Source organism: Salipiger bermudensis HTCC2601 (assembly GCF_000153725.1).
Classification (GTDB): Bacteria; Pseudomonadota; Alphaproteobacteria; order Rhodobacterales; family Rhodobacteraceae; genus Salipiger; species Salipiger bermudensis.
In genome coordinates this window covers 3,176,161-3,198,000 of record NZ_DS022276.1, presented here as the reverse complement: position 1 = coordinate 3,198,000, position 21,840 = coordinate 3,176,161, and the positions used below count along the sequence as shown (strand labels likewise).

Annotated in this window: 21 protein-coding genes and 1 tRNA gene; 2 read left to right on the top strand and 20 right to left on the bottom strand. The window is 65.9% G+C overall.

What is annotated here, in order from left to right; translation table 11 throughout:
• Positions 1-119: 119 nt before the first annotated feature.
• Complete coding sequence (locus R2601_RS15090) at positions 120-962, top strand: fumarylacetoacetate hydrolase family protein (RefSeq protein WP_007799843.1); 843 nt, start codon at positions 120-122, stop codon at positions 960-962.
• Between the two features lie 145 nt (positions 963-1,107).
• On the opposite strand, the gene R2601_RS15085 is transcribed toward R2601_RS15090, so the two are convergent.
• The 4 genes from R2601_RS15085 to ssb all read right to left on the bottom strand — a co-directional run bounded on the left by R2601_RS15085 (position 1,108) and on the right by ssb (position 5,474).
• Positions 1,108-3,897, bottom strand: a complete 2,790-nt coding sequence (locus R2601_RS15085) for a bifunctional aconitate hydratase 2/2-methylisocitrate dehydratase (protein WP_007799841.1) — start codon at positions 3,895-3,897, stop codon at positions 1,108-1,110.
• A gap of 325 nt (positions 3,898-4,222) precedes the next feature.
• Positions 4,223-4,312, bottom strand: a tRNA-Ser gene (locus R2601_RS15080).
• A gap of 216 nt (positions 4,313-4,528) precedes the next feature.
• Positions 4,529-5,011 (bottom strand): hypothetical protein, encoded by a 483-nt coding sequence (locus R2601_RS15075; RefSeq protein ID WP_007799838.1) that lies wholly within the window; start codon positions 5,009-5,011, stop codon positions 4,529-4,531.
• Entirely contained in the window at positions 4,995-5,474 is a 480-nt protein-coding gene (ssb, locus tag R2601_RS15070; RefSeq protein ID WP_007799836.1) for a single-stranded DNA-binding protein, read from the bottom strand. Before ssb ends, R2601_RS15075 begins: the two co-directional genes overlap by 17 nt.
• 134 nt (positions 5,475-5,608) lie before the next feature.
• Between ssb and R2601_RS15065 the strand changes: the two genes are divergently transcribed.
• Positions 5,609-5,938, top strand: coding sequence for a hypothetical protein (locus R2601_RS15065; protein ID WP_007799833.1), 330 nt, complete (start codon positions 5,609-5,611; stop codon positions 5,936-5,938).
• On the opposite strand, the gene R2601_RS26810 is transcribed toward R2601_RS15065, so the two are convergent.
• The 16 genes from R2601_RS26810 to R2601_RS14990 form a co-directional block, all read right to left on the bottom strand.
• The gene (locus R2601_RS26810; protein ID WP_007799830.1) at positions 5,935-6,111 is read right to left on the bottom strand and encodes a hypothetical protein; all 177 of its coding nucleotides are present in this window, start codon (positions 6,109-6,111) and stop codon (positions 5,935-5,937) included. The two genes, R2601_RS15065 and R2601_RS26810, sit on opposite strands and share 4 nt — an antisense overlap.
• A gap of 174 nt (positions 6,112-6,285) precedes the next feature.
• Positions 6,286-6,600 (bottom strand): helix-turn-helix domain-containing protein, encoded by a 315-nt coding sequence (locus R2601_RS26010; RefSeq protein WP_254656054.1) that lies wholly within the window; start codon positions 6,598-6,600, stop codon positions 6,286-6,288.
• Between the two features lie 50 nt (positions 6,601-6,650).
• Positions 6,651-7,904, bottom strand: coding sequence for a hypothetical protein (locus R2601_RS15055; protein WP_007799822.1), 1,254 nt, complete (start codon positions 7,902-7,904; stop codon positions 6,651-6,653).
• A 58-nt stretch (positions 7,905-7,962) separates the two neighbouring features.
• Positions 7,963-8,253, bottom strand: a complete 291-nt coding sequence (locus R2601_RS15050; protein ID WP_007799820.1) for a hypothetical protein — start codon at positions 8,251-8,253, stop codon at positions 7,963-7,965.
• A gap of 180 nt (positions 8,254-8,433) precedes the next feature.
• On the bottom strand, positions 8,434-8,634 hold the full coding sequence (locus R2601_RS15045) for a hypothetical protein (protein WP_050768418.1): 201 nt from the start codon (positions 8,632-8,634) through the stop codon (positions 8,434-8,436).
• On the bottom strand, positions 8,591-8,779 hold the full coding sequence (locus tag R2601_RS26675) for a hypothetical protein (protein ID WP_007799817.1): 189 nt from the start codon (positions 8,777-8,779) through the stop codon (positions 8,591-8,593). The genes R2601_RS15045 and R2601_RS26675 overlap by 44 nt, the downstream gene beginning before the upstream one ends.
• A gap of 2 nt (positions 8,780-8,781) precedes the next feature.
• Positions 8,782-9,045: a DUF5658 family protein gene (locus R2601_RS15035; RefSeq protein ID WP_007799816.1), complete on the bottom strand. Its 264-nt coding sequence runs from the start codon at positions 9,043-9,045 to the stop codon at positions 8,782-8,784.
• Positions 9,042-9,833 (bottom strand): glycoside hydrolase family protein, encoded by a 792-nt coding sequence (locus R2601_RS15030; RefSeq protein ID WP_007799815.1) that lies wholly within the window; start codon positions 9,831-9,833, stop codon positions 9,042-9,044. Before R2601_RS15030 ends, R2601_RS15035 begins: the two co-directional genes overlap by 4 nt.
• A gap of 66 nt (positions 9,834-9,899) precedes the next feature.
• Positions 9,900-10,328, bottom strand: a complete 429-nt coding sequence (locus R2601_RS15025; protein WP_007799814.1) for a hypothetical protein — start codon at positions 10,326-10,328, stop codon at positions 9,900-9,902.
• Positions 10,325-10,627, bottom strand: coding sequence for a hypothetical protein (locus tag R2601_RS15020; protein ID WP_007799813.1), 303 nt, complete (start codon positions 10,625-10,627; stop codon positions 10,325-10,327). Before R2601_RS15020 ends, R2601_RS15025 begins: the two co-directional genes overlap by 4 nt.
• 65 nt (positions 10,628-10,692) lie before the next feature.
• On the bottom strand, positions 10,693-11,400 hold the full coding sequence (locus tag R2601_RS15015; protein ID WP_040544765.1) for a hypothetical protein: 708 nt from the start codon (positions 11,398-11,400) through the stop codon (positions 10,693-10,695).
• A gap of 16 nt (positions 11,401-11,416) precedes the next feature.
• The gene (locus R2601_RS25545; RefSeq protein ID WP_007799811.1) at positions 11,417-11,902 is read right to left on the bottom strand and encodes a tail fiber assembly protein; all 486 of its coding nucleotides are present in this window, start codon (positions 11,900-11,902) and stop codon (positions 11,417-11,419) included.
• A 2-nt stretch (positions 11,903-11,904) separates the two neighbouring features.
• Positions 11,905-20,646 carry a host specificity factor TipJ family phage tail protein gene (locus R2601_RS15005; RefSeq protein ID WP_007799808.1) on the bottom strand — a complete coding sequence of 2,914 codons (8,742 nt, stop codon included), beginning with the start codon at positions 20,644-20,646 and terminating at the stop codon, positions 11,905-11,907.
• The gene (locus tag R2601_RS15000) at positions 20,639-21,013 is read right to left on the bottom strand and encodes an NlpC/P60 family protein (protein ID WP_007799806.1); all 375 of its coding nucleotides are present in this window, start codon (positions 21,011-21,013) and stop codon (positions 20,639-20,641) included. The genes R2601_RS15005 and R2601_RS15000 overlap by 8 nt, the downstream gene beginning before the upstream one ends.
• Positions 21,013-21,483, bottom strand: a complete 471-nt coding sequence (locus R2601_RS14995) for a DUF1833 family protein (protein ID WP_007799805.1) — start codon at positions 21,481-21,483, stop codon at positions 21,013-21,015. Before R2601_RS14995 ends, R2601_RS15000 begins: the two co-directional genes overlap by 1 nt.
• Positions 21,480-21,839 (bottom strand): hypothetical protein, encoded by a 360-nt coding sequence (locus R2601_RS14990; RefSeq protein WP_007799803.1) that lies wholly within the window; start codon positions 21,837-21,839, stop codon positions 21,480-21,482. Before R2601_RS14990 ends, R2601_RS14995 begins: the two co-directional genes overlap by 4 nt.
• Between the last annotated feature and the right edge of the window lies 1 nt (position 21,840).

The window sequence follows — 21,840 nt, the reverse complement described above, 5'->3', positions numbered from 1 at the left end:
CAGGGCCCGCGACGTGAGCGCGGTGACCCGCGCGGTCGAGGATCACCTGGCCAGCTTGCAGACGACATTGCCGCTGCCCTCGAAGCCGAGGCGGCGGCCGCAGACCAGGAGGACGAGACATGAAACTGATGCGAGTGGGCCCGCAGGGGCAGGAACGGCCGGTGGTGCTGGACAGCCAGGGAGAGATGCGCGACCTGAGCGGCGTTGTCCCGGATCTTGCAGGTAACGGCGTCTCGCTCGAGGCGCTGGAGGCGATCCGCGCCATCGACCTCGCGACGCTGCCGGTGCTGCCCGAAGGCGCGCGCATCGGCGCCTGCCTTGGCGGTGTGCCGAACTTCCTCTGCGTCGGGCTGAACTACGCCAAGCACGCCGCCGAGACCGGAGCCAAGCCCCCGAAGGAGCCGATCCTGTTCTCCAAGGCGGCCTCAGCGCTCGCCGGGCCCAATGATGCGGTGATGCTGCCGCCGGGGTCGGAGAAATCCGACTGGGAGGTCGAGCTCGGCGTGGTGATCGGCAAGCCGTGCTGGCAGGTCTCGGAGGCCGAGGCGCTGGATCACGTGGCGGGCTATTGCGTGGTCAACGACCTGTCGGAGCGGGCCTGGCAGATGGAACATGGCGGGCAGTGGATCAAGGGCAAGTCGGCGCCGGGATATGGCCCCTGCGGGCCGCATCTGGTGAGCGCCGACGAGGTGCCCGACCCGCAGGCGCTGCGCCTGTCGCTGGCCCTGAACGGCGAGACGGTGCAGGACAGCGATACCTCCGACATGATCTTCGGCGTGGCCGAGATTATCTCCTACATGAGCCGCTTCATGGCGCTGGTGCCGGGTGATCTGATCGCGACCGGCACGCCTTCGGGTGTCGGGCTCGGGATGACCCCGCCGCGCTTCCTGCGCGCCGGCGACGTGATGGAGCTGAGCGTCGAGGGGCTGGGCACCCAGCGGCAGGAGGTGGTCGCGGGGTAGGGCGGCTTATCGACGGTCGATCAGCGCCCGCGCGGCGGACGCCACCCTTGCGATGCCCCCGAACATGAGAAGGCCGCGCCAGAGCGCGGCCTTTTCGTTTGTCCAGCGGTGTGCCGAGGCGTCACGCGCCCCGGCGCTCAGCCGATCAGAAGTGCACCGAGCGGGTGGTCTCGGGGGTCGCGGTCGGCGGGGCGAACTTGGTCAGGTTGATGCCGTCCACCGCGCTCTTGTACTCGTCGGCATTCGGCGTGCGGCCGAGGATTGCCGAAAGCACCACCACCGGGGTCGAGGCGAGCAGCGACTCGCCCTTCTTCTCGGTCGAGTCCTCCACCACGCGGCCCTGGAACAGGCGGGTCGAGGTGGCGAGCACCGTGTCACCCTTGGCGGCCTTCTCCTGGTTGCCCATGCAGAGGTTGCAGCCCGGACGCTCGAGATAGAGGATGTTCTCGTACTCCTTGCGCGCCTGGGTCTTCGGGAACATGTCGTCGAACTCGAAGCCCGAGTATTTCTGCAGGATCTCCCAGTCGCCCTCGGCCTTGAGCTCGTCGATGATGTTGTAGGTCGGCGCGGCCACCACGAGAGGCGCCTTGAACTCGACCTTGCCGTTGGCCTTCTCGAGGTTCTTCAGCATCTGCGCGACGATCTTCATGTCGCCCTTGTGCACCATGCACGAGCCCACGAAGCCCAGATCGACCTTCTTCTCGCCGCCGTAATAGGAGACGGGGCGGATGGTGTCGTGAGTGTAGCGGCGCGAGGCGTCGGCGTTGTTGACATCCGGGTCGGCGATCATCGGCTCGTCGATCTTGTCGAGATCCACGACCACCTCGGCGAAGTACTTGGCGCTCGCGTCCGGGGTCAGCGCGGGCTTCTCGCCCGAGCGGATCTCGGCGATGCGCTTGTCGGCCTTGTCGATCAGGCCCTGCAGCGTCTGCGCGGCATTGTCCATGCCCTTGTCGATCATCACCTGGATGCGCGACTTGGCAAGCTCGAGCGAGCCGATCAGGGTCTCGTCGTTGGAGATGCAGATCGAGGCCTTGGCCTTCATCTCCGCGGTCCAGTCGGTGAAGGTGAAGGCCTGGTCGGCCAGCAGCGTGCCGATATGCACCTCGATCACGCGGCCCTGGAAGACGTTGTCGCCGAACTGTTCGAGCATCTGCAACTGGGTGGCGTGCACCACGTCGCGGAAATCCATGTAATCGGCCATCTTGCCCTTGAAGGTGACCTTCACGGACTCGGGGATCGGCATGGTCGCCTCGCCGGTCGCAAGCGCCAGCGCCACGGTGCCGCTGTCGGCGCCGAAGGCCACGCCTTTCGACATGCGGGTGTGGCTGTCGCCGCCGATGATGATGTCCCAGTCATCCACGGTGATGTCGTTGAGCACCTTGTGGATCACGTCGGTCATGGCGTGGTATTCGCCCTTGGGATCGCGCGCGGTGATCAGCCCGAAATCGTTCATGAACTTCATCAGGCGCGGGATGTTGGCCTCGGCCTTCTTGTCCCAGACCGATGCGGTGTGACAGCCCGACTGGTAGGCGCCGTCCACGGTCGGCGAGATGACGGTGGCCGCCATCGCCTCGAGCTCCTGGCTGGTCATCAGGCCGGTGGTGTCCTGGCTGCCCACGATGTTGACCTTGACGCGCACGTCCGAGCCCGCGTGCAGGGTCTTGCCCGGAGTGGTGCCGAGCGCGTTCTTGTTGAAGATCTTCTCGACCGCGGTCAGGCCCTGGCCCTCGACCGACACTTCCTTCGAGGGTGCAAACACCGGGGTCGGCTCGACGCCGAGGGTCTCGGCGGCAAAGGTCTGCAGCTTCTTGCCGAACACGATGGCATAGGAGCTGCCGGCCTTCATGAACTCGACCTTCTGCGGCGTGAATGCGGAGGAGACGTCGACCAGCTCCTTGCCGTCCTCGTCCGTGAGTTTCATCGCCTTGGTGTCGATCTTGAGCACGGTACCGGTGGCCACCGAGTATTTCTGCTCGAGCACCGGGTTGCCGTCATTGTTGAGGATCGGCTTGCCGTCGGCGTCGACCTTCTTGACCCAGTTCTTCAGGTCAAGCCCGATGCCGCCGGTCACGCCCACGGTGGTCAGGAAGATCGGCGAGATGCCGTTGGTGCCGGCCACGACCGGGGCGAAGTTCACGAAGGGAACGTAAGGCGAGGTCGGCTTGCCGGTCCACAGCGCCACGTTGTTGACGCCCGACATCCGCGACGAGCCCACGCCCATGGTGCCCTTCTCGGCGATCAGCATCACGCGCTTGCCCGGGTGCTGCAGCTTCAGCGCCTCGATTTCCTTCTGCGCCGCCTCGGAGATCATGCACTTGCCGTGCAGCTCGCGGTCCGAACGCGAATGCGCCTGGTTGCCGGGCGACAGCAGGTCGGTCGAGATGTCGCCTTCGGCGGCGATGTAGGTCACCAGCTCGATCTCTTCGTCGATATCGGGCAGCTTGGTGAAGAACTCGGCCTTGGCGTAGCTCTCGAGGATATCCTTGGCGATGGCGCTGCCCTCGGCATGGGCCTTGGCAAGGCGGTCCATGTCGGCCTCGTAGAGGAAGACCTGGGTCTTGAGCACCTCTGCGGCCTGCTGCGCGATCTCGCCGTCCTGGTTGAGTGCGAGGTCGAGCAGAACCTCGACCGACGGCCCGCCCTTCATGTGCGACAGCAGCTCGAAGGCGAAGGCCGGGGTGATCTCGTCGACCTTGGCGTCGCCGAGGATGATCTTCTTGAGGAAGGCGGCCTTCACGCCGGCGGCGGAGGTGGTGCCGGGCAGGGTGTTGTAGATGAAGAATTGCAGGGAGTCGTCGCGGTACTGGTTGCCGGTGTCCTCGATCTGCGCGATCAGCTCGGCCACCAGCGCGCCATCGTCGATGGGCTTGGGGTGCAGCCCCTCTGCCTTGCGCGTTTCGATCTCGGTTAGGTAGTCTGTGTACAAGCTCATGACGGTCCCTGCGGTTCAGTTTGGGCGAAGCTGGAGCAGCGGGTCGCGGCAGCGTCGGACGGGCCGCGGCGCGCTTATTGTATGCGGCAGTATACGAATACCGAATCCGTGGCAAGGCCTTCGACAGCGGCCTTCCGCTGCAGCTGCATCATGTCATAGGATGTGCGCATAGGACAGGCGTCACTTGGCGTATGACATCCGTGCAGGCGAGGTCGCATGGACGGTCGCGGGCGTGGCGTGGTTCATAGCGCGCAGATGCGTCCGGCGCGCCGCCCGTCGGGCGGTGACGTCCGGTCGGACGAGCCTGTCATTTGACATGTGATTATGGCGGAGACGAAGGGATTCGAACCCTCGAGACGGTTTCCCGCCTACTCCCTTAGCAGGGGAGCGCCTTCGACCACTCGGCCACGTCTCCGCGGATCCGTATATGGATCAAGCCACGGGGAAACAAGGCCTTTTTACAGGGTCTTGCCGCTTTTTTCCAAGATCCTGTTTTTGCAGGATTTCGCAGGATTTCGCAGGTTTTTACCCCGGTTTTCCGTGCAATCCGTGCAAAATCCGTGCAGCCTGTTCTCTTTTGTTCTCACGGCAGGGCAAATTACCGTTTGCAACGCACATAATTTTGTGCAACCTAGACGCAGGAAGGCCCCCCATCTTCCCTAGATCGGCCACTCACGGAATGCCCGGCGCCCCCAGCGCCGGGCATTTTCTTTGCCCCGACTACCCGCCCCAGGATCAGCGCCACTGCCACCCGCCGCGCCGCCACCTCGAGTGCCGGGATCTCGCCGCCGTTCCACAGGTAGAGATCGGCGTCGCCCGGGTTCAGCTCCATCGAAACCGGATGCTCCGGCGGCACGCGATCGCCACCGTCGACCCAGATCACCGCGTCGAACAGGTGACGCACCGCCTCGAACTCGACCCGCGACCGCATGCCGACACAGATCCCGTGGCCCTCGGCGAGCAGCTGGTCGACGGGGGCAGGGGCCGGCGCCAGGTTGCACGAGCTGCGCCAGGACAACCCGAGCAACTCGGCGAGGATCCCGGCGGCGGTGCCCTTGCCCGCCCGATCGCGCCCGATCACCAGGAGGCGCAGCGGCTCAGAAGGGGATCTCATCGTCGATCCCTCGATCCGGGCCGCCGCCCTGGCCCCCGTTCGTGCCGCCCGAGGACCCCGCGCGATCATAGCCCCCTGCAGACCCGCCCCCGGATCCACCACCTTGCCCGCCAGGGCGATCGAGCAGCGTCAACTCGCCGCGATAAGGCCGCAGCACCACCTCCGTCGAATAGCGATCCTGCCCCGACTGATCCTGCCATTTCCGGGTTTCGAGCTGGCCCTCGATATAGACCTTGGATCCCTTGCGCAGGTAACGCTCTGCAATGCTGCAAAGCCCCTCATTAAGGATCGAGACGCGATGCCACTCGGTACGCTCGCGCCGATCGCCGGTGTTGCGATCCTTCCAGGTCTCCGAGGTCGCCAGCGAGAAGTTGCAGACCTTGCCGCCATTCTGGAAGGTGCGCAGCTCGGGATCCGCCCCGAGGTGCCCGACCAGAATCACCTTGTTTACCGACCCCGCCATCAGCGCCGGCCCGCGGCGCCGGGCGCCATCGTCTTGCGTGTCATGTCAGATCCTTTCCCGGCGCAACGCGCCGTTGAATTTGTCGCGGTCTGCGCCCAGGGTGCCTAAACCCGACAGGACCAGGAGACCACGACTTGAGAATTATTCGGAAATCAGCCGCGATCGCGGCCGCGCTGGCCCTCGGCGCGCTCGCCGGCTGCGCCCAGGACTTCCTGAGCGCCGGCAATATCGAACCGGGCGCAGAGCCCGGCACCTATCGCTGGCGCACCTATGGCGACATCGCGACGCCGCATGACAGCGACCAGGCGGAGGAATTGCGCCTGACCGCGCTCGCCCGCCTCATGCGCGAGACGCCAGGCTGCGCCGATGGATACCGCATCACCGATCGCGAGGCGTTGCTGCGACAGGTGACCGTTGTCGGCGCCGAGGTTCACGACATCTATTATTCGATCGACTGCCGTTAGGCCCGATCGGGAGATGTCGCATCATGCACCGCACGGGCGAGCCGCTGCATCGGCAGCTCAGCCTCGCCCGTGTCCTGCCATTCCCGAATGGCCCGGATCGCCGCCTCGGTAATCGCTTTGCGCTCCTGGCCCTTGGCCGAGCGGATCCGCTCGATCGCCGCTCGATCGGTCATCGCCTCACCCCTTGTTTCTGTCGCTTTGACTTGGCAGCCCGGCCGACCAGCCGAACCGGATCTCTGCCGGTCGGCCGCGACGGCCGCAGCGTTGGCATTTGAGGCGGGCGAGGGCGGCGTCGGTCATCACCCAGCCGGTCGCATCGCGATCGGCTCGCGGGAGATCCGCCATCATCAAGACGGTTTGGCGCCCGCAGGCGCAGGTGAGGGAGGCGAAATGTCCGCGGCGCATGCGGCCGCACTATCGCCAGGCTCAGGAACTTTCCACCCTCGAGGCCACGTCACGCTGTAGCCGATGCCGTATTCCGCGCGGATCTGCACAGGCCACCCCGCGCGCACGAGGGCCCGCCTCGCCGCTTTGACCGCGCCGCGCACGGCCTCCTCGGTCGGGTCATATCCGATCACTTGCGCGAGACGATCCGCGACATGATCAGGCGAATACACCCAGCCATTGCGCCGCAGAAACAGCACCAGCACGACGAGGGCCATTCGCCGGGTCCTGAAGCCCAGGCACTGCCTCAGGCGCACCAGGTCCTCATTCATCCGAGCAGAGAGAGAAGGGCCTGACCGGCATCGCGCCCGTTTTGCTGCATGCCGTGCGCGTCGTAATGCGGATCATCCGCATTGCTCAGCTCGTTGCCGGTTTCGGGTGTGACCACGCGGAATCGCTCGATTGCTCGAGCGTCGCCGCTGTCCTTATCGAGGAGGAGCTGCGCCGCAAGCATCGCCGCGCCGCGGCCATCGTAGGGGGAAGGCTCGTAGTGCTCGCCGACCGACCAGAGCACCATCGGCACATCCGCGAGGTCTGCACGAACATCCGCGACGAAATCCACCATCTGATCGACCCACTGGCCCGGGGCGGTGTAGCCGGCGCCGGTCAGATCGTTGGCGCCCATGCTCCACACGGCCCCGATGATCTCGTGAGCCGGGCCGAGCGCCTCGACCGCCGCTTTCATCGCCAGCATCTCGTCGAACATCTGCGGCTGACCCGGGTCCGGGACCACATCCTTGCCCCACACACCTTTCGACCCCTGCAGACCAGAGCCGGGATCACCCAGGGCCATGACCAAGAGAGGCCGGCCACGCGCCTTGCACCACTCGACCAGCTCTCCGGCCACGGCATGAACCGGCGACATGCGCCGAGCCTCGACCGCGGCGACCGGCTCGATGCAGGGCTGCGGGACATGGCGGACGCTGTCTGTGGTCGGGTAATTTCCGGTTGCGAGCAGGAGCGGCAGATACCAGATCGCAGGGTCGAAGGGCGTTTCGCGCGCCGACATGGGGATCTCGTCGCCGAAGCGCTGCGAGGTGGCGTTGGCACTGTTGCTGTCGCCCCCGACGAGCAGCACGTAACATGGCACATCGTTCGGGTCGACGGTCGAGAGATCGTAGGCCTGGATGTCATCGACCGAGCCGGCATAGTCCGTTGTCGGCTGCAGGTCGATCCGCGTGGCCGCATAGGCCGATTCACCGGACGTGATATACTCGAAATCCATGTGCGTGTCGGTGAGCTGCCGGCTCGGCGACAGGCCGGGCGAGGCAAAGCGCATCCGCAGCGCGCCGGCGGTCGGCTCGTGGTCTGCATGGATGAATAGAGCGTGACCTGGCGTCATGGCCTCGGCCAGCGACAGGCGCGCAGCCTGCCCGGCATTACCGCCAGTGCAGACGAGGCGCCCGCTCTGCACCTCCCAATTGCCCCGGAAGTCGATATGAGCCGTGTCGGTGAAGGCGCTCTGCGCCGAGGTGAACAGGTTCGGCGGGGATCCCAGAGGATCGACGGCAGGCGGAGGCACGGGGGCAGCGCCCCTGCGCGGCCGGCCAAACCGGGCGGCGCTAAAGCTGCGAAGGGACTCACGCATAGCTGACCTTCAATTCGACCGCGTGATCGCCTGTCGGCCAGATCCAGACGCGCACGACGCCAGGCACGCCAGGAAATAGATCGGACAGCGCCTCATTGAGGATGACGCCCTTGCCCTCGAGCAGAATGCCGCCCGAGGTGTCGACCGGCGGCGTGGCGTCTGCCGTGCCGATGACCTCGACGGCCGCGCTCGAGCGATTTTGCACAAAGATCGCCGCCGCATCTGCAGCCGTGATCAAGTTCGGCTGCCCAGGAAGGGCGGTAAAACGGTCATCAGAAGGCATCTCGGCACCTCGTTTCAAAACAGGAAGGGTCGCCCGCACGCCGACCAAAGCGCGCGGGCAGGGGACAGACGAGCCGCAGTTGACGGCTGTCTCTGCGATCCGGTTCGGATCTGGTATCCGGGAAAAGTGGAATGTGGCGACCCGGCCCGCCCACCGCCGGCACCGCGCCGGCGGATCTCGTCACCAGCTGCAGTGCCGCCGGCCGTATTCGTTCTCGACTCGGATCTGCTTCACATCCTCCCGGTCGGTCTTGAGCATCTGGGGCGCGGTCTCGGTCGCCTCGAAACGCTTCTCGAACGGCACGACATCGCAGAAGTCGCCCGGCACGGCGCAGGCGCTAAGGCTCAGAAATGCCGCGCAGCAGATCATCGTCCGTTTCATCGGAGATCTCCCGGTTGAGGTTGAGGACATCCCGGCAGGTGTCGAGCCGGGCAGCGGCGTCCTGCGCTCGGCTCAGCTGGAACCAGAGCACGGCGCAGAGGGCCATGAGGGCCGCGCAGAGCGCGATCAGAAGTTTGCTCAGCATTGTCACACCTGCCGCAGGTTGTTGACGACGACAGCCGCATAGACCGCATTCAGCACCCAGATCAGCAGCACAGCGCCGGCCCACCAGATCAGCGCTGCAGCGCCGGCGGCCAGGAGGATCTTGGGCACCCACCAGAACCGCCCGAAGCGGTCCATGAGCTTCGCGACGAAAGGGTTCCGCTCGTAGCCACCTGCCTCGAGCACGCGGATGGTGCTCAGCACGTCGCAGACCTGCAGCAGAGCGAGGATGATCAGCGCAAGGGTCATGCCACACCTACCATGCACAAGCGCCGCTCATCGGTGCGGCGGTTGACCAAGCCGCGCAACACGCGCCCGCCGGCCTTGTTCCACCACGTCAGCGCCTCGCACCCTCCGGGCACATCCCCGGCGTTGAGGCGGCGCGTGGCGGTGCTCTTGCCCGCGGCCGAGACGCCGACGTTATAGGCGAGGCTCGAATAGGCGGCGTCCCTGGTCGGCGGCAGGCGCCGCGCCCGGGTGTCGGCTGTGAAATGCCGGTGCAGCCCGGCGCGGTATTCGAGGATCCGGCGGCCGAGCATCTCGGCGCACTGCTCGGCGGTGTACTGGTCACCCGGCTGCACGCCCTGCGTTTCGCCATAGCAGACGGTCCAGATCCCGACAGGGTCGCGGTAGGCCTCGGTCTCGAGCCCCTCCCATTTCGACACCAGCGGGATCGCCACGTCGAGAAATGCCGCCTCTGCCGCTTGGGCTTGCGAAACGGCCGGCGCGACAGGCGCAGGATCATGGGCTCGCTGCCCGGTCGCCAACGCCCCGCCTGCGACCAGCACCAGCGCCAGGACGCCGATCAGCGGCGCGCTGCGCACCGTGGTCCGGTCGATGCCTTGGTCCTTCAGCCGCCCAATCATCCCGTAGATCCACGCGGCGAAGGCGGCGACCCACCAGATCCTCGGGTTGGTGTCGATCCCGGCCACGACCCAGATCAGGTCGGGCAGGATCAGGAACACGCCGGTGAGGTAGAAGCCCCACATGCTGTGCGATCGGCGCGCGACGGCGCCGGCATTTTCGATCAGTCGCATAGTCATTCCTCCAAGAAAAAGCCCGGCGCGATGGCCGGGCGATGCAGGTGTCGGTGGTGTCGGGGATCACCAAAAATGGGTGCGGGTCAGGTATCGCTCGCCGCGGTAACAGGCCGAGAGCACATCCGCGAAGGTCTGCTCGATCATGAACTCGGGAACCGGGATGTAGAGGCGCTCCCAGGACTGCACGCCCTCGCCGCGCTCTTGAGGCCGGTCCTTGAAATGCGCTCCGGGGATCCTCACCCCATTGCCCCGAGCGCCGAGAAAGACCTCGATCCCTCGATACTTGCAGCCGCCGCGCAGCTTGACCGCGCTTCCCTGCAGCTCGACTGCCGCGCCGTCTTGAACAGAGCGAACGGCCGTCCGCTCGAACGGCGTCGTCACCGGCCAGAACCGGGTCTCCGCCAGAGGCGCGACAAGGTAGGCCAGCCCGAGCAACAGAAAGACTCCGACCAGCCCGCGATACTGCAGCAGTGCTGCGCGTGTATGGGTCATTTTCCCAGCCGCTCCCGAATGATGGATTTGACGAACTCCCGATCGGCCAGAACCGCTGCGACGATGTCGAGGAGCATGTATCCGAACGCGGTCAGCACCATGACGACGAGCGTCTCGCTGCGACCGGTCCAAAGCGCGACCTCGGGCGTCTGGCTGTAGCCGATGCCCGCGCTGATCGCGGCGATGAAGACGCGCCCGACGAACGGTCGCGCCCTGTTTCTTTCGATGACGATTAAGGCCCCGGCGGCAAGCGCGACCCAGAATTCCAATGGTTTGCCGAGCACGTTGCCTCCGGTCATAAAAAAGCCCGCCGGCGGCGGGTCGTGTGGTTCTAGCGGTAGCGCCAGAGGCTCACGGCGCCTCCTCAGGCCTGATCGCCCGAGATCCCGTCCTCGAATGCCTCGAGCGCCGCGGCGATCTCAGGTGCGGCCTCGGCGCCTCTGATCGCCGCCGCTGCGGTCAGTCGCGGGCGCTCCATCGCGGCAGCCAGATCACTCCACTGATCGTCCATCTCGAGCCACAACGCGGCAAGGTCTTCGGCGGTCGCCGCCGAAACCCCGACCTCATCGGCGAGGAACTTGAACCCAGCCGCCTTCAGATCGGTCGGCACCTCAGTGAGCCCGACGAACCGCTTTGCCTCCTCGGCCTTGCGCAGATAGAGCATTTCCTGCCCCGGAATGTCGGTGAGCAGCGGCGCCCGCGCCTTCGCGGTGATGGCATTCACCCGCTCGAGCGCCCAGGCGCGATAGGCCTCGAGATCCACCTCACTCGCGGGCAGGTGATCCACCAGCGGCATAGGTTCCGGCCAGGGGAGATCGGCCTCGAGGTTGAGCGCAACCACGGCCGGCACCTCATACTCCGCCAGGACCGCCTCGCGCTCTGTACCGCTCAGCGTTTTGAGCGCGTTGATCGCGATGGCAACAGCGCGATCCTCCTCGCCCTTGTTCACACCGGCGACGGCAAGCGCCATCTTGAGCGGCACAAGAGGCCATTTTACGCTAGGCTCGGACAGCTCGGCATAGTGGTTCTCGAGCGCTTGCTCGAGGATTGATAGGGGGCGAAGGCGTTGCATCTTGGTCCTTTCGGGATCAGGTTTTGACCTCGGCCGGCCGTGTCGGCCAAGTCACCGAGCTGGGGAAACCGCCCTGCTGCGGCACGTCGCGCAGGCTCTGGCGGTAGGTGGCAAAGTCGCTCTTGCAGGCGGCGGTGAGGTCCACATCGTCGAGCTGCGTCCAATCGCACTCATCGAGGCGAGCGTTACGGTCCGCGCGAACCTCCTCGGCAGGCGATCCCTCGCCGGCGGGCGGGACACCTCCACTGAGGTGGCCAAAGCCGATCCGGTCATTGCTCAGCCAATAGGCCTCGAAATACGCCCCGCCATCCGTCTCGGGGTAGCGGTAGGGGTAACCGCTGGTTTCCAGCTCACTCAGGAATGCATCGAAATCCGCTTCGGTCGGGAACGCAACATCCTCGCCGACGCCAGCCGCCGGCGTTGTGCCTGTGGGGGTGTAGCCCCACCCGACAATCACCCGGTAGCCGCTTGTCTCGAAAACGATATAGGCATCGCTCGCCATGATTACCTCTTGTATTGCGTGGCCCGCATCCAGGGCATGATGATTTGCGGGGTCTTGTCATTGCGGGTGCTCGAGATCCTGATCGCCTGGATCGCATAGCGCACGACGCCGCCGCTTCTGTCGTTATCCTGAACGGTGAATGAGAACGTGCTTCGGGAACCCTTGAAGCCCGAGCAATGCGCGAGGTTCTGCGCGATCACCACGCCATTGCGGATCACCCGGAAACCGGCAACAGCCCCATCGCCGAACCGAACAAAGGGCGGAATGCCCGCGAGCTGGCCGCCAAAGGAAACCTGTGTTGGTAGGCCCGCGACCCGCTCGATATTGACATAGGCAACCCCCGACACCCATGTGCTGAAGCTCGAGATCTGCGTCACACTCCCGAACTGCGCATGCACTGGCACCACCACGGCATTGCCGGCGATCTGCAGGGTATCAACCTGCGCATCGCCGATATTGGCTTTCTGCACCGCCGCTTCGCCGAGGATGCCCGAGGCCGCGGTGATGCTACCGGCCCGCATGTGGCGAGTGTCCACGGTGTCGGAAATCAATTGCCCGCCGTCGATGAAGGTTGCCCCGCCGGGGCTGTATGGCGTGATTTCGGTGGCGTTGGGCACCGTCTCGCAAAGCATCGGCTTGTGCAGGAACAGATAGCTATCGGATTGCCCCGCATTCGTTGGCAGCTTGCGAATGTGGAGCTGCGCGCGGGCGGCGTTGCTAGGCGCGACCCCGCGTTTGACGATGCGCTGCCAGGTGTTGGGGTTGTTGCTGCTCCCGCTACCAACGGGAATATCCTCATGCCCGGTGTAGCTGATCGTATTCCCGTCGCCGTCTATCCACTTGATGCGCAACTCACCCGAGCATCGGTGCATCGAGGCAAAGATCGAAGCCTCATAGGTCTGCCCCGGCGTAATTGGGACACCCGACGCCCCGGCGCCGCTCTCATCATTGACCGGCGAATGCACAAGATCAGAGTAACCGCTCGCCTCACTTCCCTGCTGGCGCATGAAAAGCGTCGGGTAAACGTCGCCCGCGAAGCTCGCACCCTTGGGGCGCACGGCATACACCGTCTCAGCACCCGCCGCGCCGACTGCCCCCATCGACCAGTCGCGCAGCCCGGCCCAAAATCCGGTATTGGTGAGCAGATTGCCCCCATATCCAACCGCGAGCTTTCCGGTGGTGAGCGTGCCGTCGACCAGGACGCTATCGGCGCGAAGCTGGATCAGCGAGCCGCCGCTGCCATCGGGATCAGCGAAACTCGTCTGTCGGATCTCCGAGACATAGCTGTTGCCGCCAGAGGTGGCGGTGACCGCGATGCCTTTGGCGGCCTGCGCCTTGCCGTCAAGCGTGGCAAGCGTCTGCGTATCCTCATCGACGGTGGCCGCCACCTCGAGGAACTCAGTCTCATCCGCCCGCGCGGGGCGGATCTGAAAACGATGAACCTTGAGGTGCTTGCGCTCCCGGGCCCCGAGGCTCGAGTAGCTCGACATGAACCAAACATCGTGATTGGTGAAGTTGCCAGGGAAACCCGCCGGCCGCTTGAATACCTTGGAGGCATAGCACACCTGGCCCGCGCGCAGCGTCCCGTTGATCATGCTCTCGAGCGAAAATTGCGTGCGGCTCTCGCCGCTGTCGTGGTTCCAGTCGATCAGAACGCCAGCACCACCGAGGCCCGTGCCGCCGACAAAGGTAAAGACCACCTCCACGACATAGGCCGGCTCGTTGACCGGCCCCGACCAGCCGTTGCCGTTTGTGAGCACAAGCCCCTCGTTGAGCGTGTAGTCGGTGCGATTGAACGTGAGGGTTTTGCCGCTCGGGAAAATCTCGTTGGCGCTCTCGCTCGTCGGACCATTCACGAATGCGCCCCAGGTGCTACCGGCCTCACCGAACAGGGCGAATAGAGGATCTTCGATGCAGCCCATGCCCTGCGCGGTGATCCGTGCGGCCGTCTGCTCGCTTACAGCCGCGGCAACGGCACTATCGGCCGCCGCATCCGCGCTGCCACCAGCCGCGTCCCGGCTGGCCGCATCCGCGCTGCCACCAGCCGCGTCCCGGCTGGCCGCAGCCTCATTGCGATAGGTGAGCGCATCACCGGCTCGCGTGGTCGCCGTGTTGGCCGAACTTGAGGCGCTCGAGGCGGAGCTGCTCGCGCTGTCGCGATAGCTTTGCGCGCTCGAGGCGCTCACGCTGGCGGCCTCTGCGCTATCGGCGGCGCTTTCCTCCTCGGTCACATCCCGGCATTGCACATCATAGACGACAATGCTGCCGCCATCGGTCAGATCGAAACCAGGTGCCAGCTCTTGCGTGTCATGGCTTACCTCGATGATCTCCTCGTAAAAGGCCCACCCGGCATTTGCCGGGAATTCCACGGCCCCCACCGAGTTGACGGCGTTTCCCCCGGTGGTGCTCCCCCGAAGGGCGAAACGCGAGATCGCAGCCGTTCCGGTGGTCCGCACCCACGCGCTCATCTTCCACTTGCGGCCGTTGAAGTTGCCGCGATAGTGCGGATCGACCCGCGCGCCATCGTTCAACCTGATAGAGAGATCCCCGGCCGCCGCAGCGCTCGGAACGCTCGCATTCGTGTTGGGCCCGCCAGCGCCGCAGGTCCAGAGGTCTACGCCATCATTCCCATCGGGCTGCAGAACCAGGTTGCGCGTGCCCGAGCTTTTCTGCGTGATCGCCGCAATCCGCTCCGAGGCCGACGCACTGTTGGCGGCGCTGGCGGCACTCGAGGCACTATTCGCCGCGGCCGTCGCCGAGGAGGAGGCGTTGCCGGCGCTGGTGCTCGCGTTGCTCGCCGAGGTTTGCGCCGCCGAGGCCGATTGGCTCGCGGCACTCTCGCTCGCTGCCGCGCTGCTCTGGCTCGTGCTCGCGGCCGCCGCGGATTGCGCCGCCTCGTGCTCCGAGGTGATATCCTCGAAAGCGAGATAGGCGATATCGACGTTTCCGCTGGTGCCGTCATAGCCGCCCGCCCAGAAGGCAAAGCCGCACATATACGGCGAGAGGGCATCGCCATCGGTAAACTCGGCGGTGAATGTCTCAAACACGTTGAGCGCCGAGAAACGGCATGCGGTGGTCCAGCTATCCCCGTTTGAAGTGTAGTCCGAGGAGATGCGGCGGAACTGCAAGTGAAGCGGGGCATTCGCATCCTGATCCCCGAATGCACCCGTATGTCGCGCAATTATCGTCAAGCGGAAGCGCCGACCCGGCGAGGTGCGGAGGTAGTATTTCGGCACGCAATGCCTGTTGCCGGTTTCAGACACCGCGACATAGGCGGCCCGGCCCTCATCGGTATCACGAAATCCCACCATGAGATCGCCCTTGAGCGCCGGATCTCCGGTGATCGCGTGAGAGAAAAACTTGCCATCCTCATCGAAGCCGACCGGGTGAGCGTTTTCCGCCACGGTGCGCGCCGCAACGGTCTCGGAGATCTGCGCCGCCGTTGCCGATCCTGCTGCGCTGCTCTCCGAGGCCGCGGCGTTGCTCGCGCTGGTGCTGGCTTCCCCAGCCTTGGTGCTGGCTGTGTTGGCGCTCGAGCTTGCCGCGCTCGCGCTCTGGCTCGCCCCGCTGGCGCTGGTGCTGGCCGCGCTCGCGCTGCTGCTGGCCGCGTCTGCGCTATCCCCCGCATCGCTGGCGCTGTTGGCCGCGGCCGTGGCGAAGTTGCTCGCGCTGTTGGCCGAGCCCGCCGCGTTGCTGGCGCTGGTGCTAGCCTGGCCTGCACTGGTGCTGGCCTCGCCGGCGCTGGTGGCCGCGTTCGTCGCGCTGGTGTTCGCCGCGCTCGCGCTCTGGCTCGCATCGCTGGCGCTGGTGCTGGCCGCGCTCGCGCTGGTGCTGGCCGCGTCAGCGCTATCGCCCGCATCACTGGCGCTGTTTGCCGCGACCCCGGCACTGCTGCTAGCGGCCGAGGCTGAACCCGCCGCGTTGGTTTCAGATGCCGATGCCTGTTGCGCACTGGTGCTGGCCTGGCCAGCGCTGGTGGCCGCATTGGTCGCACTGGTGTTCGCCGCGCTCGCGCTCTGGCTCGCGCCGGTTGCGCTGCTAGACGCCGCCGAGGCACTGCTCGCTGCTGCGTCGGCACTGTCGCCCGCGTCATTCGCGGCCGAAGTGGCTGTATCGGCGGCCGTCACGGCCGTTGATGCAGATCCTGCAGCGCTGCTTTCGCTCGCGGCCGCGTCCGTGGCGCTGGTGGATGCGTTTCCGGCGGAGGTGGAGGCACTCACCGAGGCGCTTTGCGCCGCGCTCGCGCTTTCGCCCGCGTCATCGGCATAGGCGCTGGCCTCGGCCTCGCTGGTGGCCGCTGCCGAGGCAGATTGGCCGGCGTTGTATTCCTCGGTAACATCTTCGACCAGGAACCGCCGCACCTGCAGCTCGGCCCCGGCCGCCACGTCACCCGATGCCACATAGACAAAGGGATGCGCATATTCGTAAACCGTCGAACCGGTATAGGTGAACTCGACCACGCCTTGCGACCACTCGCCAGCCACTGGAAAGGTCAGATTGCTCGCCGTGATCGGGCTCCCCCCAGAGAAATCGGCGTTGACCCCACGCCATTGCATGCGGAGCAAATCGGCACCGCCAAACCCGGTGAGCCGCGCCGTAATGGTCATGCGATAGCGCCGCCCCTCGGTGAGCGGCACATAGTCATAGGGCCCAAGGTGGCGGTTGGCCCCCGTCGCCGAGGTCCAGGCCACGAACACGCCATCGGCGGCCTGCTTGAAGCTCCAGGAGTTGCCAAAGCCGCCCGCACTCGGGTCACCGCTCAGGCTGTGCTTCCAGTAGACGCCGCCATCCTTGAAGGTCGAAGGGAGCAGCCCCCGAGCAACCGACACCGTGAGGTTGTACTGCTCAGCGCTTAGGGTCGCCGCCGCCTGCGCATCGCCCTCAGCGCTCTCGGCCGCGATCCGGGCACTGTCGGCCAACTGTCGCGCAGTCTCGGCATCTGCAGCGTCAACCGCCGCACTGTCGCCTGCAAGCTCGGCCGCCTGCTGCGCATCCTCGGCCAGCCCTTGCGCCGCTTCCGCGTTCGCAAGATGCGCCGCCGCGCTGTCGCGGGCGAGCTGCGCCGCATCGCGCGCGGCCTCAGCGTCATCCGCCGCCTGCTCAGCCGCTGTGTAATCGCCAGTGAGATCGAGCACCGCTTGATCGAGATTGCCCTGCACCACCGCAGCATCCTGCGCCGCCGCCGCGGCATCGAGCAGCGCCTGATTGGCATCTGCCTCAGCCTCATCAAGCCTGGCGCTCAGAGCCGCCGAGAGGCGGGCCTCATCGATCGCACCGTTGGCGATATCTGCCGCACCAAGCCGCACATCACTTGTGGTGATTGTCTGCCAATCGCCCCACTCGTAGGCGCCGGCACCTGTAAGGAAGCTCGCGCGGCACTCATAGGTCGCGAGCGGCAAGATCCCCGCGCTGATAGACGCGGCCCCCTCGGCCACGTCGAGCGCCTTGCCTGCAATGGCTTCGCGACCAGGTACGCGCACCTGCCACGCCACCGCGCGCACACCTTGAGACACGGGAAGCCATGTCAGGGAGATGGCCGGCCGGCGCGCGGCTCCGCTCTCGTCTGAGATGGCCGTTGCCGAAAACGTCGCATCGATCTTCGGCGGATTAGGCGCGTCTGATGCCGCGATCACCAGCCCGGCCGAGACCCAGCCGCGCCCGCGACCCGTTGCCGAGGTCGCGACAACCTGCACCTCGTACTCGGCGCCCTCGATAAGCCCACCCGTGAGGATCGTTTGGGCCCCGAGATCCACGCGCTCACCGTAGGCCCACGCTGCACCGGCCACGCTCTCGCGCCACCGCATTTGCACGCCGGCGCCAGACAGGTTTTGCCGGGCGAGCACCGGAGCGAATTGCACCGAGATCCGAGGCGTGACCGCGCCGTTTTGCTCTATGCTCTGCGTTGTCCTGTCGGAATATGCCGAGATCACCACCGGCGCGGGCGGCAGGCCATAATCCGCCCGCTCGCGGGGGTTCGTGACAATCGGCGAGTAGGTCGGGATCGTCCCGGTATCGGCCTGAAGGATCGCCGGCACCGCATCGACACAGGTGATCTTCGCGCTCTCGTCCTTTCGCGGGTAGATCCCGGTCACGAGCATCTCGGCGCTGACCTGCTCGGTCTCCTCGATCGCCACCAGATCACCCACCGCAATGTCGGCAGCCAAGACCTGCACCTCGGGCGTCCAGACGCGGGTGCGCGGATCCTCTGGCGAGAGGGCCTGGAAGACCACCTCGGCCTGCACGTTGCGCACCGCAAGCCGGAAGCTGTCGCGCTCGAAATCGAACAGCTCGTCGAGCGTGATGGTCGCGACGTTGCCCGACCCATCCTCGGTGATCGCCTTGATCCGCGCTGCACCGACCCCGATCAGCGGCACGTCATGCACCAGCCTGATCTTGTCGCCGCGCTGCACGCGAATGTGCTCCCAATCGGCGAAGAAGGTGTGCGTCTCCGGGCGGTTCTCGGCGACGGCGAGGTGATAGCGCCCGAGGCGGTAGGCGTTGCCCTCGTCCTCGTCGTCGGCCGTCACCACCGTTCCGGCCAGCTGCAGCGTCTCAAGCTCGGTCGCGGTCTCGCGGGTGAAACCGTCCTTCAGGACAAGGATCTCGTCCTCCTCCCACTCGAGCCGCTCGGAGCGCGCCTTGACGCGGAAGCCGTGGATCTCGCGCGGGAACGCCAGCTGAGCCTTGTAGCCCCACGAGTTGCGCGGCGTGAAGGTCTGGCGCACCGGCCCGGCGGCGCCGTCCCGGATCACCGACCAGCGGAAATCGGACAGGGTGCGGCGGGCACGGCCGGCGGCGCAGATCACGTCGAGCACCTCGGCGGTCTGCGTGGGCGTGTCGATCACGTAGTCGCAGGTCCAGTGCGGCTCCTGGTCGGCCCATGCCTTGATCGCATCGAGGTCGAGACGGCTGTCGGCCACCGGGCGGCGTTGTTGCGGCCCGCGCAGCGCCTGCGCGTAAAGCCATGCAGGATGGCGCACCGGCTGCGGGTCGGTCCATGCGCTGCCGTCCCAGACCGGGGCCAGCTGCTGCACGATGCCGTTGAGGCTGTCGAGCCGCCCGTTGAGCTGGTCGCTGGCTTTGATCTTGAATGCGACCTCGGCAATGCCTTCCGGGCTGGGCAGGGGCTCGCCGGTCATGCTGCGGATCGCGGTGACCCAAGCGCGGTTCTGGTCGCGCGTGCTGTAGTCGATCCCCGATGTCCGCTCGATTTTGATCGCATACTGCGCCGGCTCCGGGAACGACATCGGCACCGTGTAGCGCAGCGCCGTGGTCGATTTCGCCTCGTAGGTGGGGCTGGCGACGAGCACCCAGTCTTCCTCGACGATGCCGCCGGCGACAGGCTGGTAATAGATCGCGAAGCTGGCGTCGTGAGACTCGAGACCGTCATCCGTGCCATCGTAGAGGCCGCGCGAGAACGAGATGTCGACGGAGGCCGCGCTCGACGCTTCACGGGTGTAGCGCACCACCGGCGCGCCCGGCTCGGGCAGAGCGTTCTCGTCGTCCTGCGTGATGTCCTCGGGATAGAGGAACATCGAGTCGGTGCCATAGCGCCAGCCGGGCTGCACCTCGTGATATGTCGCCGTCGCCTTGGTGATCGTGACGGCATCGACACCCTTGCCACTGAAGAACGTGAGCCAGTTGTCAGTGTATTCACCTGTGCGCGGGGTCGAGCCGGTGAGCGTCACGCGGTATTCGCGCTCCACCCCGTCCGAGTAGCTGGCCGAGGTGAAGGTGCGGGTTTCCTGCAGGCCGCTGAGCGGGTCGTGATTGGTCACCGGGTCCTGGAGCGTGAAGCTGGCGACCTGCGCCCATGTGCCAGAGCCTGCGACCGCCTCCTCCACGATGAAGGTGTAGCCCGAGATCTTGTCCTGCGCCGACACGTTGAACTCGATCGTCACCTGATCGGCCACCGCGCGCGGCGCGTAGGTCCAGGTCTTGCCGACCTCGGTCAGCTTGAAGCGCGGCTTGTTCTCCTCGCCGGTTCGGTCGACCACGAAGGGGGCAAGTCCCGGCATGGCCGCAAGGGTCAGATCCCGATCCACGTTGCGGAACTCGAGCTCCACCTCAGCCGCGGCAAATTCGGTGATCGGGGTGGTGCCGATGCGCAGATCTTCCAACGCGAGCGGCCCATAGCCGAAGGTCATCCGCCCGTAATAGTAGACATCCTGACCGGCGTTTTCAGAAAAGCCGGTCGCGGTCAGCGGCGGATAGATCCGGTGACGGCCAAGCACGGTCGGAAACACGCCATAAGGGTTGGCCGCGTTCGCCGTGCCGGTGATCGCGTAGTTCTGGACCCCCGAGGCGCCCTCGGTCTTCGCCGGCGGGATCAGGGCTTGGACCAGCAGAGTGCCGACGATGGTCACCGCGGCGACGACCAGCGAATAAGCCAGAGATCCCACCGTCAGTCCAAGCGCCGCCGAGCCAGCAATCGCCGTTGCCGCCTGCGGAATCGCCAGAGACGCGATCAGCGCGATCGAGCCGGGGTCGCGCTTCGGGAACGTCACCTGAATATCCGTCCCGAGTTTCGGGCGCGTCTTGCCCCACATATTGAGCGGAACCACGGACATTTCACCGCCGCGGACCATCGTCACCATCGGGATGCCATAGCGCTCCGTCTCGAGGTCGAGCTTCTGCACGATCTCGGTGATCGTGCAGCCCTCGGGCATCTGGATGTTGATCATCTCGTGCTTGAGCGGGTGGCGCTGTCCGACCGCTTCGATATGAGCCAGGTCTTTAGGCAATGCGGTAAATTCCTTCGAGCTTGCCGAGCCACGAGGCACGGCGCCAGCACTCGACCCGGCTGTCGGCCACGGCGTCGATGTGCAGCATGTCGGTGTTGTCGATCGCATATCCGAGGTGCAGGGGGCGCCCGGCCATGCGAAACAGGAGGGCATCCCCCTCCTGCGCGGTGCTCACCCGCTCATAGCGCGGGCGGTAGGTGTCGACGGCGCCCTGCCGAACAGCATCGCGAATGCTCAATTCTGGGTCAGGCAGATCCCGCCCGAAGCGCACGCGGTGAAGGGCCAGGAACAGCCCGAGGCAGTCGTAGGCCTCCGGACCCCGCGCCAGCTCGGCGTAAGGCAGGCCCACCCAATCATCGGACCACATCAGAACAGGCCGGGGCAGACGCTCGGGGTCATCTCGAGAAACCCGAACTGTTCCTCGAGGATCGGCTCGATCGTCATCACGCCGTTGATCGTCAGCGCATCGTATTCGATGCCGGTGATCTGGACCTCGAACGGGCCCATCTCGACGACATCTGGCGTGGCGGCCAGCACCCAGCTGACCTCGCCGAGCACCTCGTTTCGGACCTTTCGCAGCTGGCCGATGATCTCGCGGGTGACGTTCTGGGCCGAGAACCGCAGGACCGGGAACCCCTCGTCCTTGTCCTCGGGCAGCGCGAGATCAAACGGAAACGGCGAATAGGTCTCGCCGCCATGCACAAGCGCAACCGTGTCGCGCACCCAGCGCACCGACTCCGTCCAATCGGAGTGCGTGAGCTTGACGATCGGCACGAAGACCTCGGCGCTCTCTTGGGCGTAGGTCGCGGCGAGCAGGCGGTCGGAGAGGTTTCTCATGGCAGGATCTCGAGCGTTGCCGACAGCGTGGCGTCGACCTTGTTTCGATGCACTCCGACCGAGTACGGGCCGTTAAAGGCATAGCTGTGCGTCTCGCCGGTCAGCGGATCGGTCGCATCGAAGGACAGCGCCCCGTCGCCCAGGGTGGTGCGGTAGAACTCTATGAACGTTTCCAGCTGCGACAGCGTCAGGCGCTCGATCTTGCCCGAGAAGGCCTGCGGCGCGGTACTCGTGCGACGCCGCCGCTTTGCCGGCCCCACCTCCATCTCGGATCGCAGGATATGCCCATCGGGGCCGTCGAGATTGTATCCCGACCGGCTCGAAAAGAACGGCAGCTCAGAGGGCCATGCGGGCATG